Origin of the sequence: Litoribaculum gwangyangense (genome assembly GCF_039543505.1) — a bacterium.
GTDB lineage: Bacteria > Bacteroidota > Bacteroidia > Flavobacteriales > Flavobacteriaceae > Litoribaculum > Litoribaculum gwangyangense.
In genome coordinates this window covers 352,293-375,425 of record NZ_BAABJW010000004.1, presented here as the reverse complement: position 1 = coordinate 375,425, position 23,133 = coordinate 352,293, and the positions used below count along the sequence as shown (strand labels likewise).

General features: G+C 32.9%; 13 protein-coding genes. All 13 read right to left on the bottom strand.

Annotated elements, in window-relative coordinates:
• Nucleotides 1-119 precede the first annotated feature (119 nt).
• Nucleotides 120-1,868 carry an alpha-amylase family protein gene (locus tag ABD963_RS12860; RefSeq protein WP_345277434.1) on the bottom strand — a complete coding sequence of 583 codons (1,749 nt, stop codon included), beginning with the start codon at nucleotides 1,866-1,868 and terminating at the stop codon, nucleotides 120-122.
• Nucleotides 1,869-1,872: 4 nt separating this feature from the next.
• Nucleotides 1,873-2,799, bottom strand: a complete 927-nt coding sequence (locus tag ABD963_RS12855) for a carbohydrate kinase family protein (protein ID WP_345277432.1) — start codon at nucleotides 2,797-2,799, stop codon at nucleotides 1,873-1,875.
• A gap of 134 nt (nucleotides 2,800-2,933) precedes the next feature.
• Nucleotides 2,934-4,304 (bottom strand): alpha-amylase family glycosyl hydrolase, encoded by a 1,371-nt coding sequence (locus ABD963_RS12850; RefSeq protein WP_345277430.1) that lies wholly within the window; start codon nucleotides 4,302-4,304, stop codon nucleotides 2,934-2,936.
• 120 nt (nucleotides 4,305-4,424) lie between these two features.
• Nucleotides 4,425-5,594: an MFS transporter gene (locus tag ABD963_RS12845; protein ID WP_345277429.1), complete on the bottom strand. Its 1,170-nt coding sequence runs from the start codon at nucleotides 5,592-5,594 to the stop codon at nucleotides 4,425-4,427.
• A gap of 9 nt (nucleotides 5,595-5,603) precedes the next feature.
• Nucleotides 5,604-7,469, bottom strand: coding sequence for a trehalase family glycosidase (locus ABD963_RS12840; protein ID WP_345277427.1), 1,866 nt, complete (start codon nucleotides 7,467-7,469; stop codon nucleotides 5,604-5,606).
• 2 nt (nucleotides 7,470-7,471) lie between these two features.
• Nucleotides 7,472-8,698 carry an MFS transporter gene (locus ABD963_RS12835; RefSeq protein WP_345277425.1) on the bottom strand — a complete coding sequence of 409 codons (1,227 nt, stop codon included), beginning with the start codon at nucleotides 8,696-8,698 and terminating at the stop codon, nucleotides 7,472-7,474.
• A gap of 16 nt (nucleotides 8,699-8,714) precedes the next feature.
• Nucleotides 8,715-10,028, bottom strand: a complete 1,314-nt coding sequence (locus ABD963_RS12830) for an MFS transporter (RefSeq protein ID WP_345277423.1) — start codon at nucleotides 10,026-10,028, stop codon at nucleotides 8,715-8,717.
• A 16-nt stretch (nucleotides 10,029-10,044) separates the two neighbouring features.
• Entirely contained in the window at nucleotides 10,045-12,180 is a 2,136-nt protein-coding gene (locus ABD963_RS12825; protein WP_345277421.1) for a glycoside hydrolase family 97 protein, read from the bottom strand.
• An 18-nt stretch (nucleotides 12,181-12,198) separates the two neighbouring features.
• On the bottom strand, nucleotides 12,199-13,938 hold the full coding sequence (locus tag ABD963_RS12820) for a glycoside hydrolase family 13 protein (protein WP_345277419.1): 1,740 nt from the start codon (nucleotides 13,936-13,938) through the stop codon (nucleotides 12,199-12,201).
• A 178-nt stretch (nucleotides 13,939-14,116) separates the two neighbouring features.
• Nucleotides 14,117-15,031: a GyrI-like domain-containing protein gene (locus tag ABD963_RS12815; protein ID WP_345277417.1), complete on the bottom strand. Its 915-nt coding sequence runs from the start codon at nucleotides 15,029-15,031 to the stop codon at nucleotides 14,117-14,119.
• 11 nt (nucleotides 15,032-15,042) lie between these two features.
• Nucleotides 15,043-16,389 (bottom strand): vanadium-dependent haloperoxidase, encoded by a 1,347-nt coding sequence (locus tag ABD963_RS12810; RefSeq protein WP_345277739.1) that lies wholly within the window; start codon nucleotides 16,387-16,389, stop codon nucleotides 15,043-15,045.
• A complete protein-coding gene (locus ABD963_RS12805; protein WP_345277415.1) occupies nucleotides 16,358-19,615 on the bottom strand; it encodes a VCBS repeat-containing protein in 3,258 nt (1,085 codons plus the stop codon). Before ABD963_RS12805 ends, ABD963_RS12810 begins: the two co-directional genes overlap by 32 nt.
• A complete protein-coding gene (locus tag ABD963_RS12800) occupies nucleotides 19,608-22,904 on the bottom strand; it encodes a VCBS repeat-containing protein (protein ID WP_345277413.1) in 3,297 nt (1,098 codons plus the stop codon). Before ABD963_RS12800 ends, ABD963_RS12805 begins: the two co-directional genes overlap by 8 nt.
• Nucleotides 22,905-23,133 lie beyond the last annotated feature (229 nt).

Below are 23,133 nucleotides of genomic sequence, written 5' to 3'. Positions count from 1 at the left end.
TAAAATTAAAAAGCGCGCAACATGGGTTGCGCGCTTTTCTACTCACAAAATTTAAAGATTTATAAATTAAATCTTACAATAAAAACACTTAATCTTTAAGATTTTTAATCTTTATATTGTCAAAAATTAAAAACTTTATAATTATCAGAATCTGAATATTTTATAGTAAACGCGAAGGTTTTAAGATTTGCATTTAATTGTGCAAAATCCTCATTAAACTTCCAAGAAATATTTATTTCGTAATCTTGTGCCTCATTAATTACCATATCCCCTAAAAAAGCTTTGCTGGTATTTCTTAAGCGCATTAGTTTTAATTGATTTAAAACAATATCTCTTTTCAACCCTTCTTTAATGTCCTTAATTGAAAGCGTAGAGCGGTTAATTTCCTTATGCCCAGCACTTCCTCCTTTATCTGCAGCAGCATAATCATTTTTACCAACAAAAACATCTAAGTACCACACTTGGGGAATCCCTGGCATAAACATTTGAATGGCTCTTGCTAATAGCATTTTTTGCTCGTTTTCGCCTAAGGCACTAAAAAACGTGGCATTAACCTGATAGTAAGAAATTTTTTTACCTTCAGCATCGTAAAGGTTTTTAACTCGTCCCCCACGATCCATAATGGTATTCATGATCGACTCTATTTCTTTATCATCTAACAAACCTCTGTTATAAACACCATTTACTTCTTTTCCCTTTAAATCCAAAACAGGAATTCCATCATGGCAACCCAACATATTTACCGTTTTGTAACCTTTATTTACTATTTCATTAGCCCAGGACAAAATTGCTTTACTAGAACCTGTCTCCAGAGTATGAATCATTAATCCAGGGAGGAAAAAATCGTAAATAGGATACCCCTGTTTAGCTACCTCATCATGCAACCCTAGTCCATATTCTGCATGGATTTCGGGTAATAGTAACAAGTTGTTTTTATCGGCTATTTTTTTAATACCTTCTAAATAATCCCAAGTACCTGGTTTATTAAAAAAGTTGGTTTGCCCAACCTCCTTATGTAAATATGCAAAGGCATCCAATCGTAAAATTTTACACCCAAAATCTTTTAATTTGGATAAGGTTTCTTCATAAAAATCCCAAACCAATTCAGATTTGGCATTCACATCCATTTGTCCTAAATAAGAGCGATTACGTTTTACAATTCTTAACACTTCCTGTTTATAATGAACTGAATCTTCAAAATTGATGGTATCAAAATCCTCTCCTTTTTCAATGGCAGCATTGATTTTTTTACAAATTAATCCTGCCTTATCAAAAGTTAATCCCTCAACTTTTTCTAAATCTTTAACATTAATTTTATGATAGGTAATTTGCTGGTAAAATGTATTCCAATAAGGTTGTTCTGAACCATCTGGAAAAGGTACTTTCAATATGGGTAATCCAGATTTTCTCATGAAGAGTTTGTTCAGAAATTCCTCTCTAGGAATAATTATCCCTTCATCATTCATCGTTCCATATCCTTGCCAAAAGGTATTCCAGTTGATGAAGAAATCTTTATACTTAGACTGTTCTCCCTTATCCAATAGGTCTTTAAATTGAGGAGACGCCACTGATAAATGATTTAAAACAATATCAAACTTTAGCTGGATATTTAGGCGTTCCAGATCTTTTAAGTCTCCATTTGAAACCAACTCTTTGTTCAGATTATAGTCTATAACTGAAAAACCTCTATCCAAATCACTGTTAAAAAAAGTTGGAAGCACGTAAAATAAAGAAAAAACCTCTTTAAATTCAGGCATTTTGAGCATGCTGATGGTATCGCTAAGTTTTTCTCCTATACTATCAGGGTAAGCGTTAAGCATCACACCTTTAAAATCAGTTGTTTTATTTGGGTTATTATTTTTTTGCATGACACTACAAGAGTTTGGATAATATATCTATATTATCAGGTAATCTTCCCACATTTTGAAGTTTTAAAGCTGCTAATTTTAGAGCTACATGGAGACATTCACCTATTGGTTTTTCTTTAATATATGCGTATAAAAACCCAGACCAAAATGCGTCTCCGGCACCAGTGGCATCCATTACTTTTTCAATTTTTATGGCAGGCAACTCGATGATATCCTTTCCTTTTTGCGATAATTTAACACCATTGCTACCAAGTGTTAAGCATACGATATCGACTCCATTATTATGGAAAAACCTAAATATCGCTTCATGTGACAACTTTTGCTCAAAAAGCCGTTGCATATCATCTTCACTTATCTTAATCAACGGGTTGAACTTACAATAAGTTTTGATGACAGACAAAGCCTCTTCTTGCGATTTCCATAGCTTTTTGGCATAGTTTACATCTATACTTAATTTACAACCTAAATTAAAACCTTCTTCTGCTTTTTTAAGAATTGTTGCTTGTGCAGGGTTTTTACTTAGAGCAAAACAAGTGGTATGAAATATTTTTGTGTTTTCTAGAGTCTCCTTTGAAATTTGATCTTCAGTTATACAATAATCGGCTTCACGAAAGGGAATGAAATCTGGCGTACCATCGGTTCTTGATACGAAAATGACACTGGTTGGTTTATCTTCAATTTTTTTTGTAAAACTCGTATTAACTCCTACTTCGTTTAATCTTTTATGGATATACTCGCCAAAACCATCATTACCAACGGTAGAAACCAAGATAGATTTTAAACCTAACCTGGCACAATTCATGGCCACATTAGTGGGCGAACCTCCCAAATATCTGTGATAATCTCTCGTATTATTGATTTGAACACCTGCTTGATGCCCAATAAAATCAATGAGAACTTCTCCAACACATAGAATGTCTATATTTTTCAAATTAATTTATGGATTAATATCTTAATTGTTATACAAATTACGACTACAAATGGTGTTAAATAAAATTCTGATTAAAAAAGTATTTTCATTTTCGACGAAAACGTTTTCGACTTATGTAAATCAACCTAAATGTACTATTTAGTAAAAACTACATATTCCCATGGTTTTAATTCGAGTGGATTATTATTAATATCAAACGAATTCCCAGAAAAATAATCTTTATACGTGCCAAAAACTTTCTCATTCGTGATTTCTACAGATTGATTTTCTGGGGAAAAATTAAAAATTCCAATCACTTGATTCCCCTCAACCTCTCTTGTAAACCCTACGACATTCTCATTTTCTTCAATGGATATAGGAAAGCCTCCTGCATCACCCGCCCAAATGGCTGGATTCTCTTTTTTCAGTTTTACTAAAGATTTGTAAAAGTTTTGAAACCCTTTTGGGTCATCCCAACTAATAGAATCTTTTTCAAAAAATTCCAATCGTTTGTCAAGGCCTACTTCTTGTCCACCTAGAATTAAAGGAAAGCCGTATGATGTAAATACAAACGCAGCAAATGTTTTATAGCCCTCTCCAAATCTCTCGAAAACAGTACCATTCCATGAATTCAAATCATGGTTAGATGTATAGGTCATTCGTAATGCCGTTCTTCCATATTTAAACATGTCGTTTTCAATCCAATCAGATAATGCATCGCCTTTTTGGTTGCCTTCAGCTATTTCTCGCATAATGACTTCAAATTCGTCAGCATAACTTCCATCTAAAATAAATGTTTCATGTCCACACTCAGCTAACCAAAATAAATCTTTTATGGGGTCTAAACTTGCTCTTGCCTCTTCCCATAGATATAATGGAATTTTATCGCCACAACCATGATCCAGTCTAAACCCATCTATTCCTAATTCTACCCAAAAACGCATGGCTTCAATCATGGCCTTTCGTGTTTCGGGATTACTGTTATCAAGAAGTGCGGTATCCCACCAAACATCTGTAGGACTCATAGATTCATAAGTTACATTCTCTTCAGCATCTCTTATGTAATACTCGGGATTTTCCGTAACCCATTTATGATCACGCCCTGTATGGTTTGGCACCCAATCCAAAATCAAATAAAAGCCCATGTCGTGTGCTTTCTTTAAAAGTTCATTAAAATCATCCATCGTTCCAAATTCAGGATTTACGGCCGTATAATCTTGTGGCGCATAGTAACTTCCTAAAGTGCCCTTTCTTCCTGCTTTACTAATGGGATGAATGGGCATTAACCAAAGAACATCAACACCTAATTCCTTTAGCCTAGGTAAATGTTTTGAAAAAGCATCAAACGTACCCTCTGCGGTAAATTGCCTAATGTTTACCTCATAAATGGTTGATCCATGCAATTTTTCCGGGAATTTTAGTTTGGAAACAGCAACTGTTTCTGGGTTGATATCCCTTTTGTCTGATTGGTTTTTACAGTTAGATATAACTATCAAACCCATAAAAAGTAAAATTAATTTTTTCATCTGTTAATATTTATTTGTTTTTAATTGGTCAGATGCAATGCCTATATTATTAAGGTAAGTTTGCAATTTTGCTAATGTGCAATTCATGATATTTAGTTTAGTTATGTTTTTTAAAGCTCATTATGAATTTACCTTACCAGATTTAAGTTTTAGAAATGATATGATTAAAGCTAAAATGGTCAACATCAATAAAGCTGAAAAACTAATTTTTAGACTGTAAGCATCAGATATAAATCCCAAAATAACTGGCCCAAGTAAAAATCCCATAAACCCTATACCTGATACAAACGAAATACCAACAGATGCTTTTATGCCTTTCGTTTTCCCTGCCATTCTAAATAATTCTGGAATAATTACGGAAAGCCCCAAACCTAATATACCAAATCCTAAAACAGCCATTATAAAACTATTAAAAAGAACACATAAATAACCCACGCTCGCCAAAAAACAACCTAATAAAATGATTCTTAAGGAACCTATTTTTTCACTGATTCTATCACCAAAAAAGCGACCTATGGTCATAGTTGTTGAAAATACAATAAATCCTATTCCAGCTAGATTTTTTTGGGTAATTTCTATAACCTCGGTAAAGTAAAGTGTACTCCAATGCTCAATGGCTCCTTCACTACTCATAATTACAAAAGCAATAAAAGCTAAGGCTAATAAGGGTTTTAATATTTTTATTTCACGTTTACTTTTTTCCTTTGAGACAGATTCTTCAATAATTTTAAAATAATGTTTACCCAAAACTATATTTATCAAAATAATAAATAATATCATGACCATCATATGATAAACAGGATTCTCAAAAAATGGCATTAAAAAACTTCCTAAAACTGCTCCAAGAGCACCACCTAAACTAAAGAACCCATGAGCAGCGGACATAAAGTTGCAGGAATCTCGCTTTTCGATTTCCGATACCAACGTATTCATAGCAACATCCGTTGTTCCAGAAAACATTCCCACAATACATAATGATGCACATAGCAAAACGTAACTAGACGACATTAAGGGAAACAAAAAAGCTATTGAAAATAACACAACGCCTATTAAGGTATAGCGACCCAATCCTATTTTTTTACTTAAAAATGGCACCGTTGGAATGGAAATTAAAACACCTGCTGCTAAACAAAATAAGGCTAAACCAATTTCCGAATCATTGAGTTGTAATTTTTCTTTCACATGTGGAATATATAAAACCCAAGTGCCTATTATAAAATTTAAAGAACTAAATACCCAAACTGGTGCAAAATATTTAAGGTTAGATAAAATTAATTTGAGTGAATGCATAAAATGACATTAAAAAACCAATTCGGGCTCTATGAGATTATTAAGCTTTTCAACATATTTGCTTTCCAGTAAAGACAATCCATACTGATATGAGGCATTCATCCAACCAAATCCTTCTTGCGACATATATTCAAAATCAGTCCCCACATTTCCATATTCTGCAAATACTTTATGAGTCCCTTCAACAACATCATATTTTTCGGGAATGGTGCCATTATAATCTACCGCATTTTTAGTAATCATGTACAACCAACGATAGACTAATTCTTGAGCTTCCAAATCAAAACCATAGTTCAAAAGGCCTTTCCAAATCATCATTTGGTGTGGTGCCCATCCATTAGGATAGTCCCATTGCCTGTGAGGACGTTTTTCATTTATATTACCTCTACTTTCTTCAGAACTGCCTGCAATTCCACCTTTCTCCTTTAAAAGTCTTATTGCATTATCTACTAATATTTTGGCTTGCTCTTGGGTAGCCATTTTACACCACAAGGGTGTTAATGTTGTGGCAGCCACAAATGTTGATTGTTTTTTTGTGACTTGATTATAATCTAAATACAAACCTTTTTCTGAGTTCCAACAGAATTTATTGATTAAAGATTTTCTCAAGCTTGCTTTTTCAAACCAATACTTACTGGTGTAAATTGTAGCGTTAGCTTCAAACGTGTTATCAAAAATATTATTTATGATTTCAGCAAAATCCAATTCATATTTATATAATAATACGTTTAACTCTACCAAATTTAAATCGGCACACATACCTTCAATTCTGTATGATGTATCGTGGCCTGATTCTCGAACGGTCCTATCATGAAGAAAGTAAGTATCTAAAAAATCATTCTGGATATAATTATTTTGATACTTAAAAATATAGTCGTGAATTGACAAATTAGCTTCTTCAGCAAAAGGTTTTAAAATAGCATCGTAATGCCCTTCTTCGGTTTCGGGAGGCATGCCAATTCCTTCGGCTAAATATCTATTTAATCCATTTTCAGTCAGTCTTTTACCCTGAACCATCCAGACGGTTTCATATTCTTGAATAGCCGTTTTTAAATGGGATTTTAACCATTCCTTATCATGAGTTATTTCAAAAACTTCACGAATTAAACTACTGTAAAACGGAGGTTGCGTTCTCGTTAAATAATACGAACGGTTGGCGTTTAATATTTTTCCATAATGAATAATTTCATATTGAAAATTATCAGCCATTGCTTTGGCCAATTCTGTTTTCCCATCTAGCAATAATCCTACCGATTCAAAATAGCTGTCCCAACCATACATTTCGTTAAATCGCCCTCCTGGTACCACAAATGGTACACCTTTAATTTCACCATGGGCTTCTTGTAATTTTAAGGATAATATCCCAGGTTTTTTGTTAATGGATTTTACAAATTCAGGTGAAATATGCTCAGGTAATTTAATAACTTGAATGGGTAACTTTAACTCTAGAGTATTATAATAATTAAAAGCCAATTCATCATGAAAAGGAACATATACAGGAAGTTTGCTAGCTGTTAGTGTTTCATTTTTAGTGTCTGCAATCAGTTTTTCTACTCCCACTTCATCCATACTTCTAGTTAAACCCTTCCAGTAATAATCGCGTATCATTCGAGAAATTCGAATTACAGGCGGTTCTTCAATTTTTTTTAAAGGAATTTCAGCAAATTTATTTCCTTCATTTTTTGAAATAACCAACTCCTGTAACAGATTGGATAGATGATAAGTTCCTTTTACTATACATTTATTACCTTCTCTAGATTCAATTTCAAATGCTTTTGGACCATTATCTTCTATGGTGATTTTTTTATCGCCATCGGTATCTTCCTGTTGTAATAATCTATTTAAAGTATCTTCTATGTTTAATGAAAAAACCATAGTTACACTACGACTTGCTTTTTAGACATTCTATCAATAATCAACACAAAAATTATCAATAACGTCATAGGAATTAATAAAAAGTAAAATGCACTGGCCCCACCTATACTCTCAAATAATTCACCAACGATTCTAGAACCAATGGTTCCACCTAAGGCTGAAAAAATAATAATTAAGCCAGACATAGGGGAGTGTAAACTTTTTGGCAAAGAACTTAGCACAGTTGAATTTAATAGTGGATAAATTGGTGCAATGAACAGGCCAATTAATGGTAAAATAAAACCTAACATAGGCACATCGGACAAACTTGAAATTTCACCAATAGCCTTAATATCCCCCTGCAATTGAGGTAAAATATAAACTAAAATTCCGCCTGACATTACCACACAAATAATGACTAAAAATACCCAGTTGATGTATTTTGTTAAAAACCCTGCAATAAACCTACCCAAGGCCAAAGACAGTGCTAGTATACTGGCCATTTGAACGCTTAAAACTGAACTGAAATTGAATATTTTTTTATTGAAAGTTGGGAGCCAAGACATGATCCCTTGTTCAATCATGACGAATAAAAATGCTGAAATAATAAATACTAAAACCAAAGGAACCACCATAAGTTTAATAGATTCCTTTAAATCGTCTTTTAAACTGGAGCCTATGGCTTCAACTTCATATTCAACTCTGGAAAACAATAAGAATACAAATGAAATCGCTATCAATCCGCATAAAAGGTAATACACATTCAACCAAGAATTCTCGTCTTCCGAATAAAACGCAGGAAATAAAAAATAAGCTAAAGCTATGCCTACCATAAAAAACCCTTCAATAGAGCTCATTAAAGAGGCATGTTCTTTTTTAGACTCAGTTAAAATACCTATTAGCGAATAAACCGATAGTTTTATTAATGCGAAACTAATACCTATTGATAAAAACAACACTTTTGTATGAAAAAAGGTATTACCAAAAATCATATATAAACATCCAAAAAACACGATACCTAAAGCAACCAACATGGCCCTTTTATAACCAAAACGAGGTAAAAATGAGGCTATTAAAAATGAAACTATAGCTATTGGTAAGTCTTTAAAAGCCTCCAGAAGCGATGCTTGTGATTCTGTTACTTTGTAAACATCAATCGATTTCTCAATGACTATCCCAACACTATTCAGCAAAATAGCAAATACAAAATAGTTTAGATAAATGGATATTTTAATACCTAGGTTTTTCATAATTAATCATTATCAATTAATCTACATTAACAGATTTTGTTTCATTTAAACGAAATGCTAGTAAAGCAGCTATTCCAAAAAACACACCTGCAAATAACATAGCATTAATAGCATTATCACCCAATAAATATTTATAAATGGGTCCAAATGTGAGTGTTTGTATAAACATGGGTATAACAATCATCATATTCAATATGCCCATGTAAACACCACGTCGCTCCTGAGGTACTATTTTAGAAACCATAGTATATGGAATTCCCATCATTGCTGCCCAACCTATTCCAAAAAATATCATTGGAACTAGCACCAAATTGGGATCTGAGATATATGGTATGGAAAACAAAGCGGCGGCTGTGCCAATGAGACTGATGGCGTAAATCTTTTTACCACCAAATTTGAGCGTTAGAGGCACTAACATTAATGCTACAATCATAGTTACGGTATTATATGTTAAGCTCATTTTAGCAGCTTGAGACGCCGCCTCCGAGGTAGTGAAATCTAAAGTTTTTTTAAATAATGGTGTTGTAAATTGCCAATAAATAAAAAGAGCATACCACTGAAACAAATAAACTGCTCCAATTTTCCACATAAACTTAGGCATTTCTTTAATGGCCTCAACAATTTCCATAAAAGGTTTTAATATCCGTTTACTGAATGGCAGTTTTTTTATTTTGTTTATTTCGTCCAATTCTTCATCAGACGGGGGAATTTCGGGCGTTTTTATAACCGACCATAAAATGGTTGTTAAAGACAAAAATGCACCAATAAAGAAAGAATAATATAACCATTGTGGTATGGTACCAGCCTCCTCTACAGATTCACCACCAAATAAGTATTGAAATAAAACAATAGACCCGTTTGCTAATAATATACCTGCACCAACAAAAAGACTTTGCATTTGGTATCCTAAACTTAATTGTTTCTCTGGTAATTTATCTCCCACAAAAGCTCTGTAAGGTTCCATGGCCATATTATTTCCTACATCTAATATCCACAAAAGACCCACAGCAAACCATAATACAGGACTATGTGGAAATGCAAACAAACACAAACTCCCCATTAAAGCCCCAATTAAAAAGTAAGGTTTTCTCCTTCCCCAACGTGGTGACCATGTCTTGTCAGACATGGCTCCAATGATGGGTTGAATAATTAGCCCTGTAACTGGTCCTGCGATATTTAAAATTGGAAGCATATCTTCCGGTGCTCCTAAATATAAAAATATAGGATTTATAGCTGTTTGTTGCAAACCAAAACTGTATTGAATCCCTAAAAATCCAACATTCATATTTAAAATTTGCCAAAAGGATAAGCTTGGTTTAGTTAGTTTCATAATTGGTTTAGTTAGTTTAGTTTTTTTGAATAATGCTAATTGCAAAACCACCTCCAGGAGCCAGTTTTATATCTAAAGTAGAGGTATTTGTAAGCTCCATTTTCTCTATTTCATAAGCTTGCGGATTATCATTCCAGTGAGCGTCTGGAGCATCTTTATAAAGCGTAGCCTCATATATTTTTCCTGCATCCAAAAAGTCGAATTTCAAAGATTCTTCTCTAGCATTTTCATCGGTAATACCACCTACAAACCAAGAACCAGTTTTACGTTCTTGACGCGCAATAGTAACATAATCTGCTATTTCGCCATTTAAAACTTTGGTTTGTTGCCAATCAACGCCAACATCCGTTATAAATTGAAAAGCAGGGTGAACCTTACCATCAATCATATAATGTTCAGGTAAATCGCAAGCCATTTGTATAGGACTGTAAATAACCACATACAAGGCTAATTGATGTGCTAAAGTAGTGTTAACTTGATTATCCTTTTTATAATCATCAAATTTTATGTTAAAAACACCGGGGGTAAAATCTATGGGACCCGCTAACATTCTTGTGAAAGCGACGGTGGATAAGTGACTAGGTGGATTTCCACCATCGCTTGCCCAAGCATTAAATTCCTGTCCTCTCAAGCCCTCGCGAGCTATGGCGTTTGGGTAGGTTCTTCGTTTACCAGTTGCTTTAATAGGTTCGTGTGCATTTACTGCAATTTTCTTTTTTGCGGCTTCAACCAAAACTTTGTGATAGTGGTTCACCATCCACTGCCCGTGGTGATATTCTCCTTCGGGGATGATTTTACCAACATATCCCGTTTTTACTGAATTAATTCCATTGGCTTTCATAAAATCATAAGCCTGATGCATTTGTTTCTCATAAGTTAAGGGAGCTGCAGAAGTTTCGTGATGCATGATGACCTCAACTCCTTTTTCTTTTGAATACTTCATTACCTCATCAAAATTATAATCAGGATAAGGCGTCATAAAGTCGAAAACACCTTCTCTATCGTTACTTATCCATTTATCCCAACCAGTATTCCAACCTTCAACCAAAAGCCCTTTTATCCCATTTTGCGAAGCAAAATCGATATATTTTTTGGCGTTCTCGGTAGTAGCACCATGTCGTGACCCTTTATCTTTCCCATCCATCCAAGTACTCATATCTTGAGTACCCTCATAATCCCAAGTAGATTTCCCAATGTGCATTTCCCACCAAATGCCTACGTATTTCATTGGGGTAAAGTAACCAACGTCACCGATTTCATTAGGATCATTCAAGTTCAAAATCATTTTAGATTCTATTAAATCGCCTGCTTTTTCAGCAATTTGAATGGTGCGCCATGGTGTATTGAAGGGAACTGTCAATTTAGCCTTACCCCCCAATCGATCAGAGCCTACCAATTCACTAATCATATCTAAGTTTTCATGATCTATTTTTAGTGTCATACCTGCATAATCTGTCAAATCAGCTTCATGAAAACTCAAATACAATCCCTCATTTGTTTTCATACTAACAGGCGTATTTACAGCATTTTCAGGTATATAAGTAGCACTTAAATTAGGGTGGTTTTGTTTTGAAATAGCATCAATTTCGGAGAATTTGGTTTCATTATACAAATGTTCATAAATATCCCAATCACCCGGAATCCACCAAACTTTATGGTCTCCCGTTAAATTGAATTGTGTATTTTCATCAGTGATTAATACCTCTTTTAAATTGGGTTGTTCTGGAAATTCATATCTAAAACCAACGCCATCATCATAAACCTTAAAATGAATACTCAATAAGCGTTTTGTTTCAGATTGTTCCTCTAAATTTACAGTTAACTCGTTATAATTATTTCTTACGTTAAGTTGCTCGCCCCATGGCATATCCCAATTTTCATCAAAAGTTCCAGTAGTTGAACTTACAATTTTAAAATTATCTTTCAGCGAAGGTAAATCCTTAAAATCGAAACCCATAAAGGAAGTATCAATTACTGTTTTGCTTTTATGATAAACCATGTACATGGGTTGACCTTCATGTGAAAGTGCAAATTCTATTGAAATATTGGTATCGGGTGAACTAACAGTAAAACTTGTTTCTTTTTTATTGCACGCCGTAAAAAGTAATGAAATGGCTAAAAGTGTGGTGGTAATAAACTTTAGTTTTTTCATAGTTGGTATTTTAAATTCCTAATTGATTGAAACAACAACCGCTTGGTAGGGTTTCAATGTAAATAAATCTTCATTAATATTTAATGATTCGTAATTATTAATAAGTATTTCGTTGTTACTATTACCTTCAGACAATTTGATATTTGAATCGTGATCTGAAAAGTTTAGGAGCACTAGCATCTTTTTATCATCCAAAATTCTGGTGTAAGCATAAATATCGGGGTGTTCTTCTTGAATAATTTGATAATCGCCATAAACCAAAACCTTATTATTGTTTCTCAACTTTACCATGTTTCTAAAATGATTTAAAACACTGTTAGGGTCTTTATCTTGAGCAGCAACATTAACATTTTTATAATTTTCATTAACTCGTTTCCACGGTGTTCCTGTTGTAAAACCTGCATTTTCAGAATCATCCCATTGCATTGGAGTGCGACCATTTTCACGAGAGCTATAATTGAGAACTTCCATAAATTCGTCCATATCGGCATTAGCTGCCAAAGCAGATTTATACTTTCCAATAGCGTCGATATCTACATATTCTTCTATAGTTGGCATATCGATGTTCGTCATTCCCAATTCATCGCCGTAATACGTATAAGGGGTTCCCCGCATACTTAATAGAAATGTATTTAGCATTTGAGTGGATACCCTTCTGAATTCTGGACTCGGGTTACCATATCTATTAACCATTCTAGCATTATCATGATTTGATAGAAAAATGGCCAACCATCCCTTTTCTGAAAACTCTTTATCCCATCGTGTGAAAACTTCTTTAAATTCTGAAAGTTTATAACCGGCAGGTGTTTTAGACATGTCGACATACTCAAAATGGTATGCTGTCTGGAGCTCTTTACGATCTTCATCTACTAAATCATGTGCATCTTGGAACGTACTTCCAGCACCTTCAGCAACAGCAAAAACATTATAAGGTTCAATAACCTCTTTGTACATTTCCTTTAAATAATCATGTAATTGCGGACGCATGCCGTACCATTTGATGAAATCTTTTTCATGTCCCTCCGGAAACTCAGGATACGTAGTGTCTTTACTGGCAAATTGAAAGGCATCCATACGGAAACCATCAACTCCTTTATCCGCCCAAAATTTCATAATATCATAAACTTCTTGTCGCAATTTCGGGTTCTCCCAATTTAAATCTGGCTGTGCTTCGGCAAACGTATGTAAATAATAAGAATTTGTTGCTTCATTGTAATCCCAGCCACCTTCAGGATCAAAAAGGCTATGCCTATAGGGTGGTTTTCCTTTTTCAGCTGGCCACCAATGATAATAATTATAGTATTCGCTATCTCTCGAACTCCTGGCCGATTTAAACCATTCATGCTCATTGCTGCTATGGTTTACAACCACATCCAATACAAAGCGAATTCCACGAGCTTTCATACCATTAATCATTTCTTGAAAATCATCCATGGTTCCGTATCTAGGGTGAATAGCTCTGTAATCACTTACATCATAACCATTGTCTACCAGGGGTGATTCAAAAAAAGGATTCATCCAAACCATTGAAATACCTAAGCTTTTAAGGTAATCTAACTTTTCAATAACACCTTTAAAATCGCCAAAACCATCACCATTGGTATCTTTAAAACTTTGTGGGTAGATTTGATAAAGCACACCTTCTTTCCACCAAGTAGATTGATGATTTTCAACCGGAATTTTGGGTTGATTTTCAGTTTTATCTTTACAACTATTCATTAATGCAAGAGTTAATATAAGAATGACTAATTGTTTCATTTTATTTTTATTGTATAATTTATTTTAGGAAACAAATCGTAACAATTTCTTTAATTATTACCATAATTTACAATTTTTGAAGTACAAAGTAGTTTTTAATCAATCGAAATCGTTTTCGGATTGATTTAAAAATTTCAAACTTATGGTGTATTGTTACTTTAAATAATTCGTTTATATACTAATCCAATATCGGCATGTAAACTTCCGTAACCCATGTAAGTTCATCTCCACCAAGGAAAGGATTGTTTTTAAAAAACTCTATTGGTTTATTTTGAATAGCAATACCATGCCTTTTTGCATAGTCGTGCAATGTAAACCATGCCCTATCTGATGTCCTATAATTCCCGTTGTAAATAGCTTTTAATGCTTTTCCTGATGGCAGTTTACCATACCTAATTAGACTATGAGATGGTAAGGTATCTTTATGTTTTACAGGAAAACAATATTTGAAATCAATTGTATTTTCATGGAAATTCCATCGATCTACAATTAAAAAAGGCAACTCTCCATCTTTAATTTCATTATCGTTCAAAAATTTTACCAATTTGTCATTAATCTCCATCATTTTTGAAGCCTTATCTAGCATATTTATATCTTCAATTTTGATATAGGCATACCTAAGCTCTGTTATTTTTTCAACGCCTTGAAATTTAACCTTAAATTCATTTTTTAATCTGTATTCAATACCACTGATGTAATCTTGAACCAATCCAATGGACATTTTTTTAAAATTAGTATTTAAAAATGGAGCCGTAATTCTGTTGTACATTGAATTTTCATTTTCCAAAACACCAACCAAAACTTGAGTGATAGAATCGTTAATTAACTTAAAACTCCAATTAATTTCTAAAGACATATCACCTTTTGTAATAGATTGTTCAATAACTTCAAAAGGTATTTTATTATTTAATGTAGAAGACAATGAGTCCATTTTATTTTGTAGCAAGCTCCATTCTTCTACCTGCCTTAATAATACCCCAGGAGATGCAGCTACTTTAAATTTTATTATATAATCTTCAGGTTTTACAAACATGTACCAACCAAGAATACCTACAACAAAAAAAATAGCTAAATATTTAATTTTATTCAACATCAATAAATTTATTAGTGCATATCCAAATTATCGACCACAAACTGCCCAACGTTTAAACCTTGTTTAAGCCCTAAATCGATGGCTGATCTATAATGAATACCTCCATAGAGTCTACTCATGGCAGCTTCTTTTGAAGCATCATAAAATGAATTAAAAGATCTTACGGGCAAACCATAAGGTAACTCTGTATCATCATCAAAAGAAAAATTTTCACCAAAAATACTCGTTAGAATTGTTGAAGCAGCACCAGAAACAACCGAGTGGCCACTTGTATATTCTGGAAATGGTGGTGTTTGCAAAACTGGTGTCCAATCTTCATCAATATGTTGATTTATGAGTGTTTCTGGTCGGATTAAGTTGCTACGGTATTTTTCGTCCCAACAGCTAATAAAGGCATCTATTAAACCAATAGAGGTTTTAGTGTAAGCATAAACTGTTTTACTAAAATCTGCATTATCCTTTTTGCATGCAATTTTACAGATTCCAATCCAATGTGCTCCAGGAGTAATTTTTTTGGTAGCAAACATGAAATGTCCTTTATGAGTTGAAACATAGGGGTTACAGTCCCAAAATTGGGCTATTTTAATTTCTTCTGAGGCATCACCACTTTTATCTATTTGATTTTTTACTTCATATACTTCTATCAATTCTTTATAAAAATCGGAGTTCTTTTCTAATGAAAATTCGGGATGTGTTTTAGGTTTAAATTGTGAAGCGGAATCTAAAACTATGGGTCTTATTTTATTCCAATGGGGTTCAATACCATCCATATAATCTGGTGGGGTTGGTTGCCAGCGTGAAGGCTCCTCAGAATTCACAGTGAATTTTGGCATGGTTCGGGTTTCTTTGTAATTATCCTGACCCATCCATTGCTTTATATGATTTGCCACTTCCAATCCATATTCTTTAGATACTCTAAAAGTATCTTTGTCTAAAGATTCCCATGAATTGTAAAGACTATCCCTATAAGAAATTATCTTTTCCTCAGAAAATATAAGTTCTTTCCCCAAATCAAAATAGGCGGTTAATGCAGCCACTTTAAAATTTATATTTTCATTGGTTTTAGGGTTTGGTATTGAGGTTAAACCATTTACTTGGCCAACAAGGGTTTTATAAGATTGATCCTCTTTACAAATAATTTCATAAGCAGCTACATTAGGATATAAATATATTCTACTAGCTACTGGTGGTGAAAAAATATCGTGTACCATGATAGCTGTTATTTTATCAACAGCTTTATGATAATCGTTTGGTGTTACAACTATTTCTTTGGCCTGTTTGTTACAAGCTAAACCCATTATTAGCAATAACAAAGCTAATACTTGTTTACTTTTGGATTTTATAAATTTCAAGATCATCATTGTTTATTGTTACTATTAAATATTTGTTGTCATTAAAGTTAATAATGTTTAATCCCTTTACCGCTTTTTGGGAAAAATCTATTCCCAATTTATCTAAAGAAATAATTTCATTGGTACTTTTCAATATGGCTCCTGTAAAGCTATCCAATTTCCCTTGATATGGTGTAACTCCAAAATAATTGCCAGCGAGTAAAATTTCATCAATCCCATCACCATCAAAATCGTATATTAATGATGTAGTAATAGGAGCTAACTGCAAATTTGCATTTGGGAAAGGGATAAAAACAAATTTACCATTTTCATTTTTAAGGTATCCTGATGCTAAAGTATTAACCGTTAATAAATTTGACTTTGACAGTTCTTTCATTCCAAAAATATCCTCAACAGTTTCCCCTGCAAAATCTTGATAGGATGTGTATTTTTTCTTTAAATACACCAATTGACTTGCCAATTCATCAAAACCATTTAATGTGTAGTAACCATCATTTTTATGAATTGCTATAATGGTTTCTGTTCTTTTATTATTATCAAAATCACCAACATACATTTTCATTGGGAAATTCTTAGAGGCGATAAATTTAGAATTTAAGCCAAAATTTCCTAAAATATAATCTTCATCACCATCTCCATCAATATCAAAAGATGCAATACTTTGCCATAATCCACTAATTTGTTCTTCGGTATATTGCGATGTGGAATCTTTAAAATTTCCATTCGTATTTTGTAAAAAAACGGGTTCCATCCATTCTCCTACCGCAATAATGTCTGATAAATCATCATCATTGAAATCTGCAATAATAGCATCTGTAACCATTCCCAAATGGCCCAAACTATTTAATTGAAATGTCCCTTTATTATTGATTAAAATATATGAATTAGGCAATTCTCCAAAAGACATTGAATTTGCATGATTACCTACGAAGATATCCATATCACCATCATTATCTGCATCAAACGCTTTAATTACAGATGCATGTTCAAAGTATTGGGGTAACATTTTACTTTCAGCCTCTAAATTATCTTTAAACAAATAAAGTCTATCCAATAATGTTTTGGATTGATTGTAGTATTCGCCTCCTCCAGAGCCTACAAACAAGTCATTAAAACCATCGTTATTTAAATCTGAAATGATGGCTGCTGTGTCTTCACAAAGTTTGTCCTCGATAAAAGACGAAAGTACTTTTTTTGTAAAACCATTTTTAGTTTGAATGAATAATTCTGGTAACTGGCCTTTAGAGCTTCCAAAAAAAACGTCATGAAGTCCATCCCTATTTAAATCTCCTACAGCTGTTGCTGGTCCTCGATCTGATAATTGATAGGGGATTAATTTATGTCTGTTAAAATCGCTATAATTATTTTCAATATGCTTAAACTTTAAACCGCTTAAAGTATCTTTTATGAACCAAGTTTTAAATGTTGGAAAAAGAACCTTATAATCAACTGGAAACCTTTTATTTAAAGGTATTATGGTTAGGGTTTGATTTGTTTTTACATTTTCAACGGTTTGGATGGTATTATCTGGCCAAATTATTTTTAAAGAATCCACTATTTCATTATTGGCATAGCCAAAATGAATTATGGCTTCGGAGGAAGATTGAAAACCCTTTGAGGTAAATAACTGTTTGTATTGCTTTATACCCTGATGATATGATATAACTTTGGTTCCTATTCCTAATTGATTCCCATTTTTATATCTAAACTTCAATTTTAGATATCGAGCTGTGGAATCCGTATCAATATTATTTTTATAAAATGTAGCATAAGAATTGATGTTATTAGTTACAAAATCTAAATCGCCATCATTATCAAAATCGGCATAAGCGCTGCCAGTTGATATGATTGTATCTTTGGAAATCCAATTACCAGATTGATTTTTAAATGATAAATTATTTTGACCTTCAAAAACAAAATTTGGAACAGCTCCAGTGGGCATCATTTTTATGGCCTCTTCATCAACCAAATTATTTTTTTGAAGATTTTCCTTTATTTTTTCGTTTGATACAAATTTTATGTAATCTAAATCGTTTGGGCGTTTTGGGATGCCATTAGAGATAAAAATATCCTGCTCTCCATCTTGATTGATATCAGTAAACAGGGCAGACCAACTCCAATCGGTAGAAGCAATTCCACTATAAAGTGCTGTTTCCGAAAAACCATAACCATTATTAATTTGAAGCATGTTTCTTGCGTATTGATAATGATAGCCCAACCTTTGAGTTCTGATTTTCAACATATCTGGAGTTTCATCACCCATGGAGGCTTTTAGGATTTTTTCATCTTCAGGAGCCATATCCAACGTTAAAATGTCTGCAAAACCATCATGGTTAATATCGGCAACATCACTGCCCATTGAGAACCTACTTGTTTTTCCAAAATAATTTTTTGATTGTTCTGAAAAGGTTCCATCACCATTGTTAAGGTAGTAATAATCATCCTCATGGAAATCATTGCTTACATAAATATCAACATAACCATCGTTATTAAAATCTTGGGTAGCCAAGCCTAAACCATAGCCATTTACACCTCCATAAATTCCTGCTTGTTCACTTACATCTGTAAATATTTGACCATCATTTCTAAGAAGTTTATCCCCACTTTTATCATTTCTGGTATTTCTGATATCTGCTTTTCCAAAAGAATTTTGAGTATGGATGGCATGATTGAGTAAATACATGTCTAGATCCCCATCATTATCAAAATCAAAAAATGCTGCTGTCGTAGAATAGTTTTTGAAATCCAAACCATATTCTTTAGCTTTTTCGGCAAAGGTATTATTACCGTTATTAATATAAAGTTCATTTGCCCCTTGCAAGGCATCAGTGCCCACAACGGCACAGACATAAATATCTAAAAAACCGTCCCCGTTTACATCAGCCATAACGGTACCCGTATTCCAATCTGAATTTCCTGAAACACCTGCTTTTTCGGTAATATCCTCAAAAACAAAATTTCCTTTATTTAAATATAATTTGTTTATACCTTGGTTTGAAGTAAAAAAAACATCAACTAAATCATCATTATTTATATCCCCCACTGATACTCCAGCGCCATTGTAGTAATAAAGGTAATCTAGAATGTTTAATTGTTTTGTAGGTTTTAATTTATTGATAAAATCTACTTTGGTGTGTTTTTTATCTAAACTCGAAAGCAATTTTGGCTCTTCATTTTTTGAGCAATTAAAACCAAGCAGTAAAGCTATAATATACATGACTTTTCTAGTCATCTATTCCAAAAATTTTGGGTTGTTTATCATTAATGGCTACTATTAAAAAGCGTTTTCCAGAGGCGTTTTTTATCCACTGCATTTCCTTGATTTCACCTTCAACATTAAAACCTGTTTTTGTTTGTTTTGAGAAATCACCATTATTATTTCCAAATAATATTAAACCTTGAATAGCATCTAAACGGGAAAATTGCGGTTTAAAATTAAAGTTATTACCTCCCAGAATTAAATCGGTAATTCCATCTTTATTGATATCCTCACATTTAATTTCACAAATACAAGAAAATTGAGCCTCACTAGGAAGCTCTTTAATAGTGAAATTTCCTTTGCCATTATTATAAGCGATAAAACTAGAAAAAGTAGTAATTTTTTTTACTAAAGAATTATCAATAATATCTTTGGAAAAAAGTTCTTGTATGGATTTAGTGGCATAGTCACTAAATTTTAAATTTCGCTTTTTTAAAGAGGTCATTTGACCTGTTAATTCACGCTTAAGGTGGACAGGTTTATCTTTATCATTTACAGTATGGGTAAAAATTTGTTCAATGGTTCCGTTAGAATCAAAGTCATTTACAAACATTTTGGCTGGATTCTCTTTATCGGCTTTGTAAATTGAATTTATTCCACGATTTCCTAATATTAAATCCACATCACCGTCATTATCTAAATCCTTAGCTTCAACGGTATTATACCAACCAGAATAATCCTTTAAATTTGATTCCACTTCTTTTAGAGAAGTGCCATCGTACTTAAATATTCTAGGGTGTGCCCACTCTCCTACTACAATTAAATCCTTGTTATTGTCTTGGTCTATATCTTCCCATAAGGCATCTGTTGTCATGCCTATAGATGTTAATGCGGGTGCTTTGGTTTTGGTAACGTTAATAAAAGTGCCATTACCATTATTCTCCAATAATAAATTCTCTGGATTTAAGCCATAGGTTCCAACAACGTTTAAGCTTCCAACAAATAAATCGATATCGCCGTCATTATCGAAATCGTGAGGTGCAATGGTAGAAATATTAGTGTTTGTGCGTACTACAATTTGATAGTCATCAAAATTACCCTTCCCATCATTTACATAAACCCTAACGCCCGTTCTAGCTCCCTGAAAATTACCTCCTGAACCAACTAAAAGATCATTATCCCCATCATTATCAACATCTACAAAAACTGCACAAGTATCCTCAAAATTGGCTTCTGTGATGAATTTTGAAGGAGTCAATTTCCCTTGATTATCTTGTATATATAACTGACCTGTTTGTTTAAATGCCCCACCAATAAAAACATCTTCATTGCCATCATTATTTATATCTCCAACAGCCAGTGCAGGTCCTTCCCTAGATTGCATTTTTGGAATTAAACCCTCGTAATTGAAATCAATATAAGAATCCTCATCATGAGTCATTAAATTATTCTCTATTTCATTAAAATAATAATCCACTTTTTTTGTGTTGGACCTAATTAGATCGTCTTTAGCATCTTCAATATGTAAGGTTAATGTTTGATTTGATTTGGTTTTAGAAATACGTTGTACTTTTTTATTTGGCCAAATAACTTTAATTGAATCTACCTCTTTAGAATCACCTAACCCAAAGGTCATAGCATAATCTATGGATGATTGAAAGCCTCTTGAAGGGATAAGTTCTTGCCTGATAATTTGTTTATTTATATATACTTCTGCTATACTGCCAATGGCAAAAGTGTTTTTTTCATTGCCTTTAAGGTTTAACTTGATATAATTGTTTTTTGAGGTATTTTCATAAATAAAAGATGGCATATTCATGTTGTTTATTACCAAATCTAAATCACCATCGTTATCTAGGTCGCCGTAAGCAGTACCGTTTGAAAAGGTAGGTTCCTGAAATCCCCAATCTTTTGTTTTATCTGTAAAAGTTAGGTTGTGATTATTTCTATAGGCATAATTTGAAATTGGCGTACTGGGCATACTATTGATTATGGAATCTTGTGAAGTTTTTTCTCCCGATATAGCCATTTTTTGATAAATCTCATTGGCAAAAAAATCAATAAAATCTTGATTGGTTAAATCATGATAAATTCCATTAGAAACAAAAATATCCTTATAACCATCATTATCCATATCAAACAATAAAGCTCCCCAAGACCAATCGGTTTGAGCCACGCCACTATAAAATGCAATTTCAGAAAACGTGTTGTCGCCATTGTTCAACTGCAGCGTGTTTTGCATATACTGATTGTAAAAATCTTTGTTCACCTTTAGTTTATAAACATCATATCGTTCAAAATCACTTGTGTTTTTTAAGCGTTCATCTCCTTCAGGTAACATATCAGTTACAAAAATCTCTGGTTGACCATCATTATTTATATCTGCCATATCGGCACCCATAGATGATAAACTCAAATGCGATAATCTGTTTTTTATATCTTCTGTAAAAGTTCCATCTCCATTATTGATATAAAAATAATCTCGCTCGTAAAAATCATTCGATACATATATATCAGGCAATAAATCATTATTTACATCACCAATGGTAACACCCAAACCAAAACCAATGAGACTTCCGTAAATGCCTGCCTCCTCACTAACGTCTACAAATTTTCCATTATCGTTTCTCATTAATTTATCGCCACCTCCCTTAAAAATTTCTGGTAAATCCCAATCGGAACTTCTTAAATCTCTCTTGTTAGAATATCCTAAACTGTTTACAGGGATAAAACTATTGTTTAGTATATAGGCATCTAAATCGCCATCACCATCATAATCAAAAAAAGCGGTATGGGTCGTAAATCCACTATCTGAAAGATTATATTCTTCTGCTCTTTCTGTAAAAGTTAAGTCTCCATTATTTATGAAAAGTTCATTTTTTTGGTCGTCTCCCTTCACGTTACCAGCATTACAAACATATATATCCAACAAACCATCTGCATTAATATCAACCATAACAACACCTGTGGACCAAGATTTGTTTCCTGAAGTGTTAGAGCTTATAGAAATATCTTCAAACTCCAAGTTACCTTTGTTCAAATAAAGTTTGTTTTTTACTCTATTTCCTGTAATGTAGATATCGGCTAATCCATCATTATTAATATCTCCAATAGCAACACCTCCACCGTTATAAAAATTTCTGTACCTAAAAATATTGAAATCCTTTTCATTTTCTACTTTATTTGTGAAGTTGATTCCCGTGCTTAAAGAATCTAGTTTTTTAAATAATGTATTAGACTCCTGTTCAATATGTTTTTCTTTATCGGAATTACAAGAAAACAATACTAAAAGAAAACCCAATATGACAGTGGTTTTTTTCATCGTTTTGGCTTTATTGACTTTAGAAGTAATTTATAATGTTTAAAATAGATGTAATAAAAGCAGTCAATGATTATTATAAAATAAAAATCTCATCACAAGTAATTCTTTCAAATGTCAAAAGAATATATCGCTAGTTATCAATACCAGTCATAAAACATTATCAAATTAAATTTGAATTGTTTTGAAAGATATAACCATTTTTATGAGTCTTAAATTATGATGTATATAA

What these genes read in the sequence shown, in the direction of transcription:
- ABD963_RS12840 (WP_345277427.1), bottom strand. Translation starts at nt 7,469, where the DNA reads ATGGTTTTTTCATTAAACATAGAAGATACTTTAAATAGATTATTACAA.
- ABD963_RS12800 (WP_345277413.1), bottom strand. Translation starts at nt 22,904, where the DNA reads ATGAAAAAAACCACTGTCATATTGGGTTTTCTTTTAGTATTGTTTTCT.
- ABD963_RS12845 (WP_345277429.1), bottom strand. Translation starts at nt 5,594, where the DNA reads ATGCATTCACTCAAATTAATTTTATCTAACCTTAAATATTTTGCACCA.
- ABD963_RS12850 (WP_345277430.1), bottom strand. Translation starts at nt 4,304, where the DNA reads ATGAAAAAATTAATTTTACTTTTTATGGGTTTGATAGTTATATCTAAC.
- ABD963_RS12820 (WP_345277419.1), bottom strand. Translation starts at nt 13,938, where the DNA reads ATGAAACAATTAGTCATTCTTATATTAACTCTTGCATTAATGAATAGT.
- ABD963_RS12835 (WP_345277425.1), bottom strand. Translation starts at nt 8,698, where the DNA reads ATGAAAAACCTAGGTATTAAAATATCCATTTATCTAAACTATTTTGTA.
- ABD963_RS12815 (WP_345277417.1), bottom strand. Translation starts at nt 15,031, where the DNA reads ATGTTGAATAAAATTAAATATTTAGCTATTTTTTTTGTTGTAGGTATT.
- ABD963_RS12825 (WP_345277421.1), bottom strand. Translation starts at nt 12,180, where the DNA reads ATGAAAAAACTAAAGTTTATTACCACCACACTTTTAGCCATTTCATTA.
- ABD963_RS12805 (WP_345277415.1), bottom strand. Translation starts at nt 19,615, where the DNA reads ATGACTAGAAAAGTCATGTATATTATAGCTTTACTGCTTGGTTTTAAT.
- ABD963_RS12830 (WP_345277423.1), bottom strand. Translation starts at nt 10,028, where the DNA reads ATGAAACTAACTAAACCAAGCTTATCCTTTTGGCAAATTTTAAATATG.
- ABD963_RS12860 (WP_345277434.1), bottom strand. Translation starts at nt 1,868, where the DNA reads ATGCAAAAAAATAATAACCCAAATAAAACAACTGATTTTAAAGGTGTG.
- ABD963_RS12810 (WP_345277739.1), bottom strand. Translation starts at nt 16,389, where the DNA reads ATGATCTTGAAATTTATAAAATCCAAAAGTAAACAAGTATTAGCTTTG.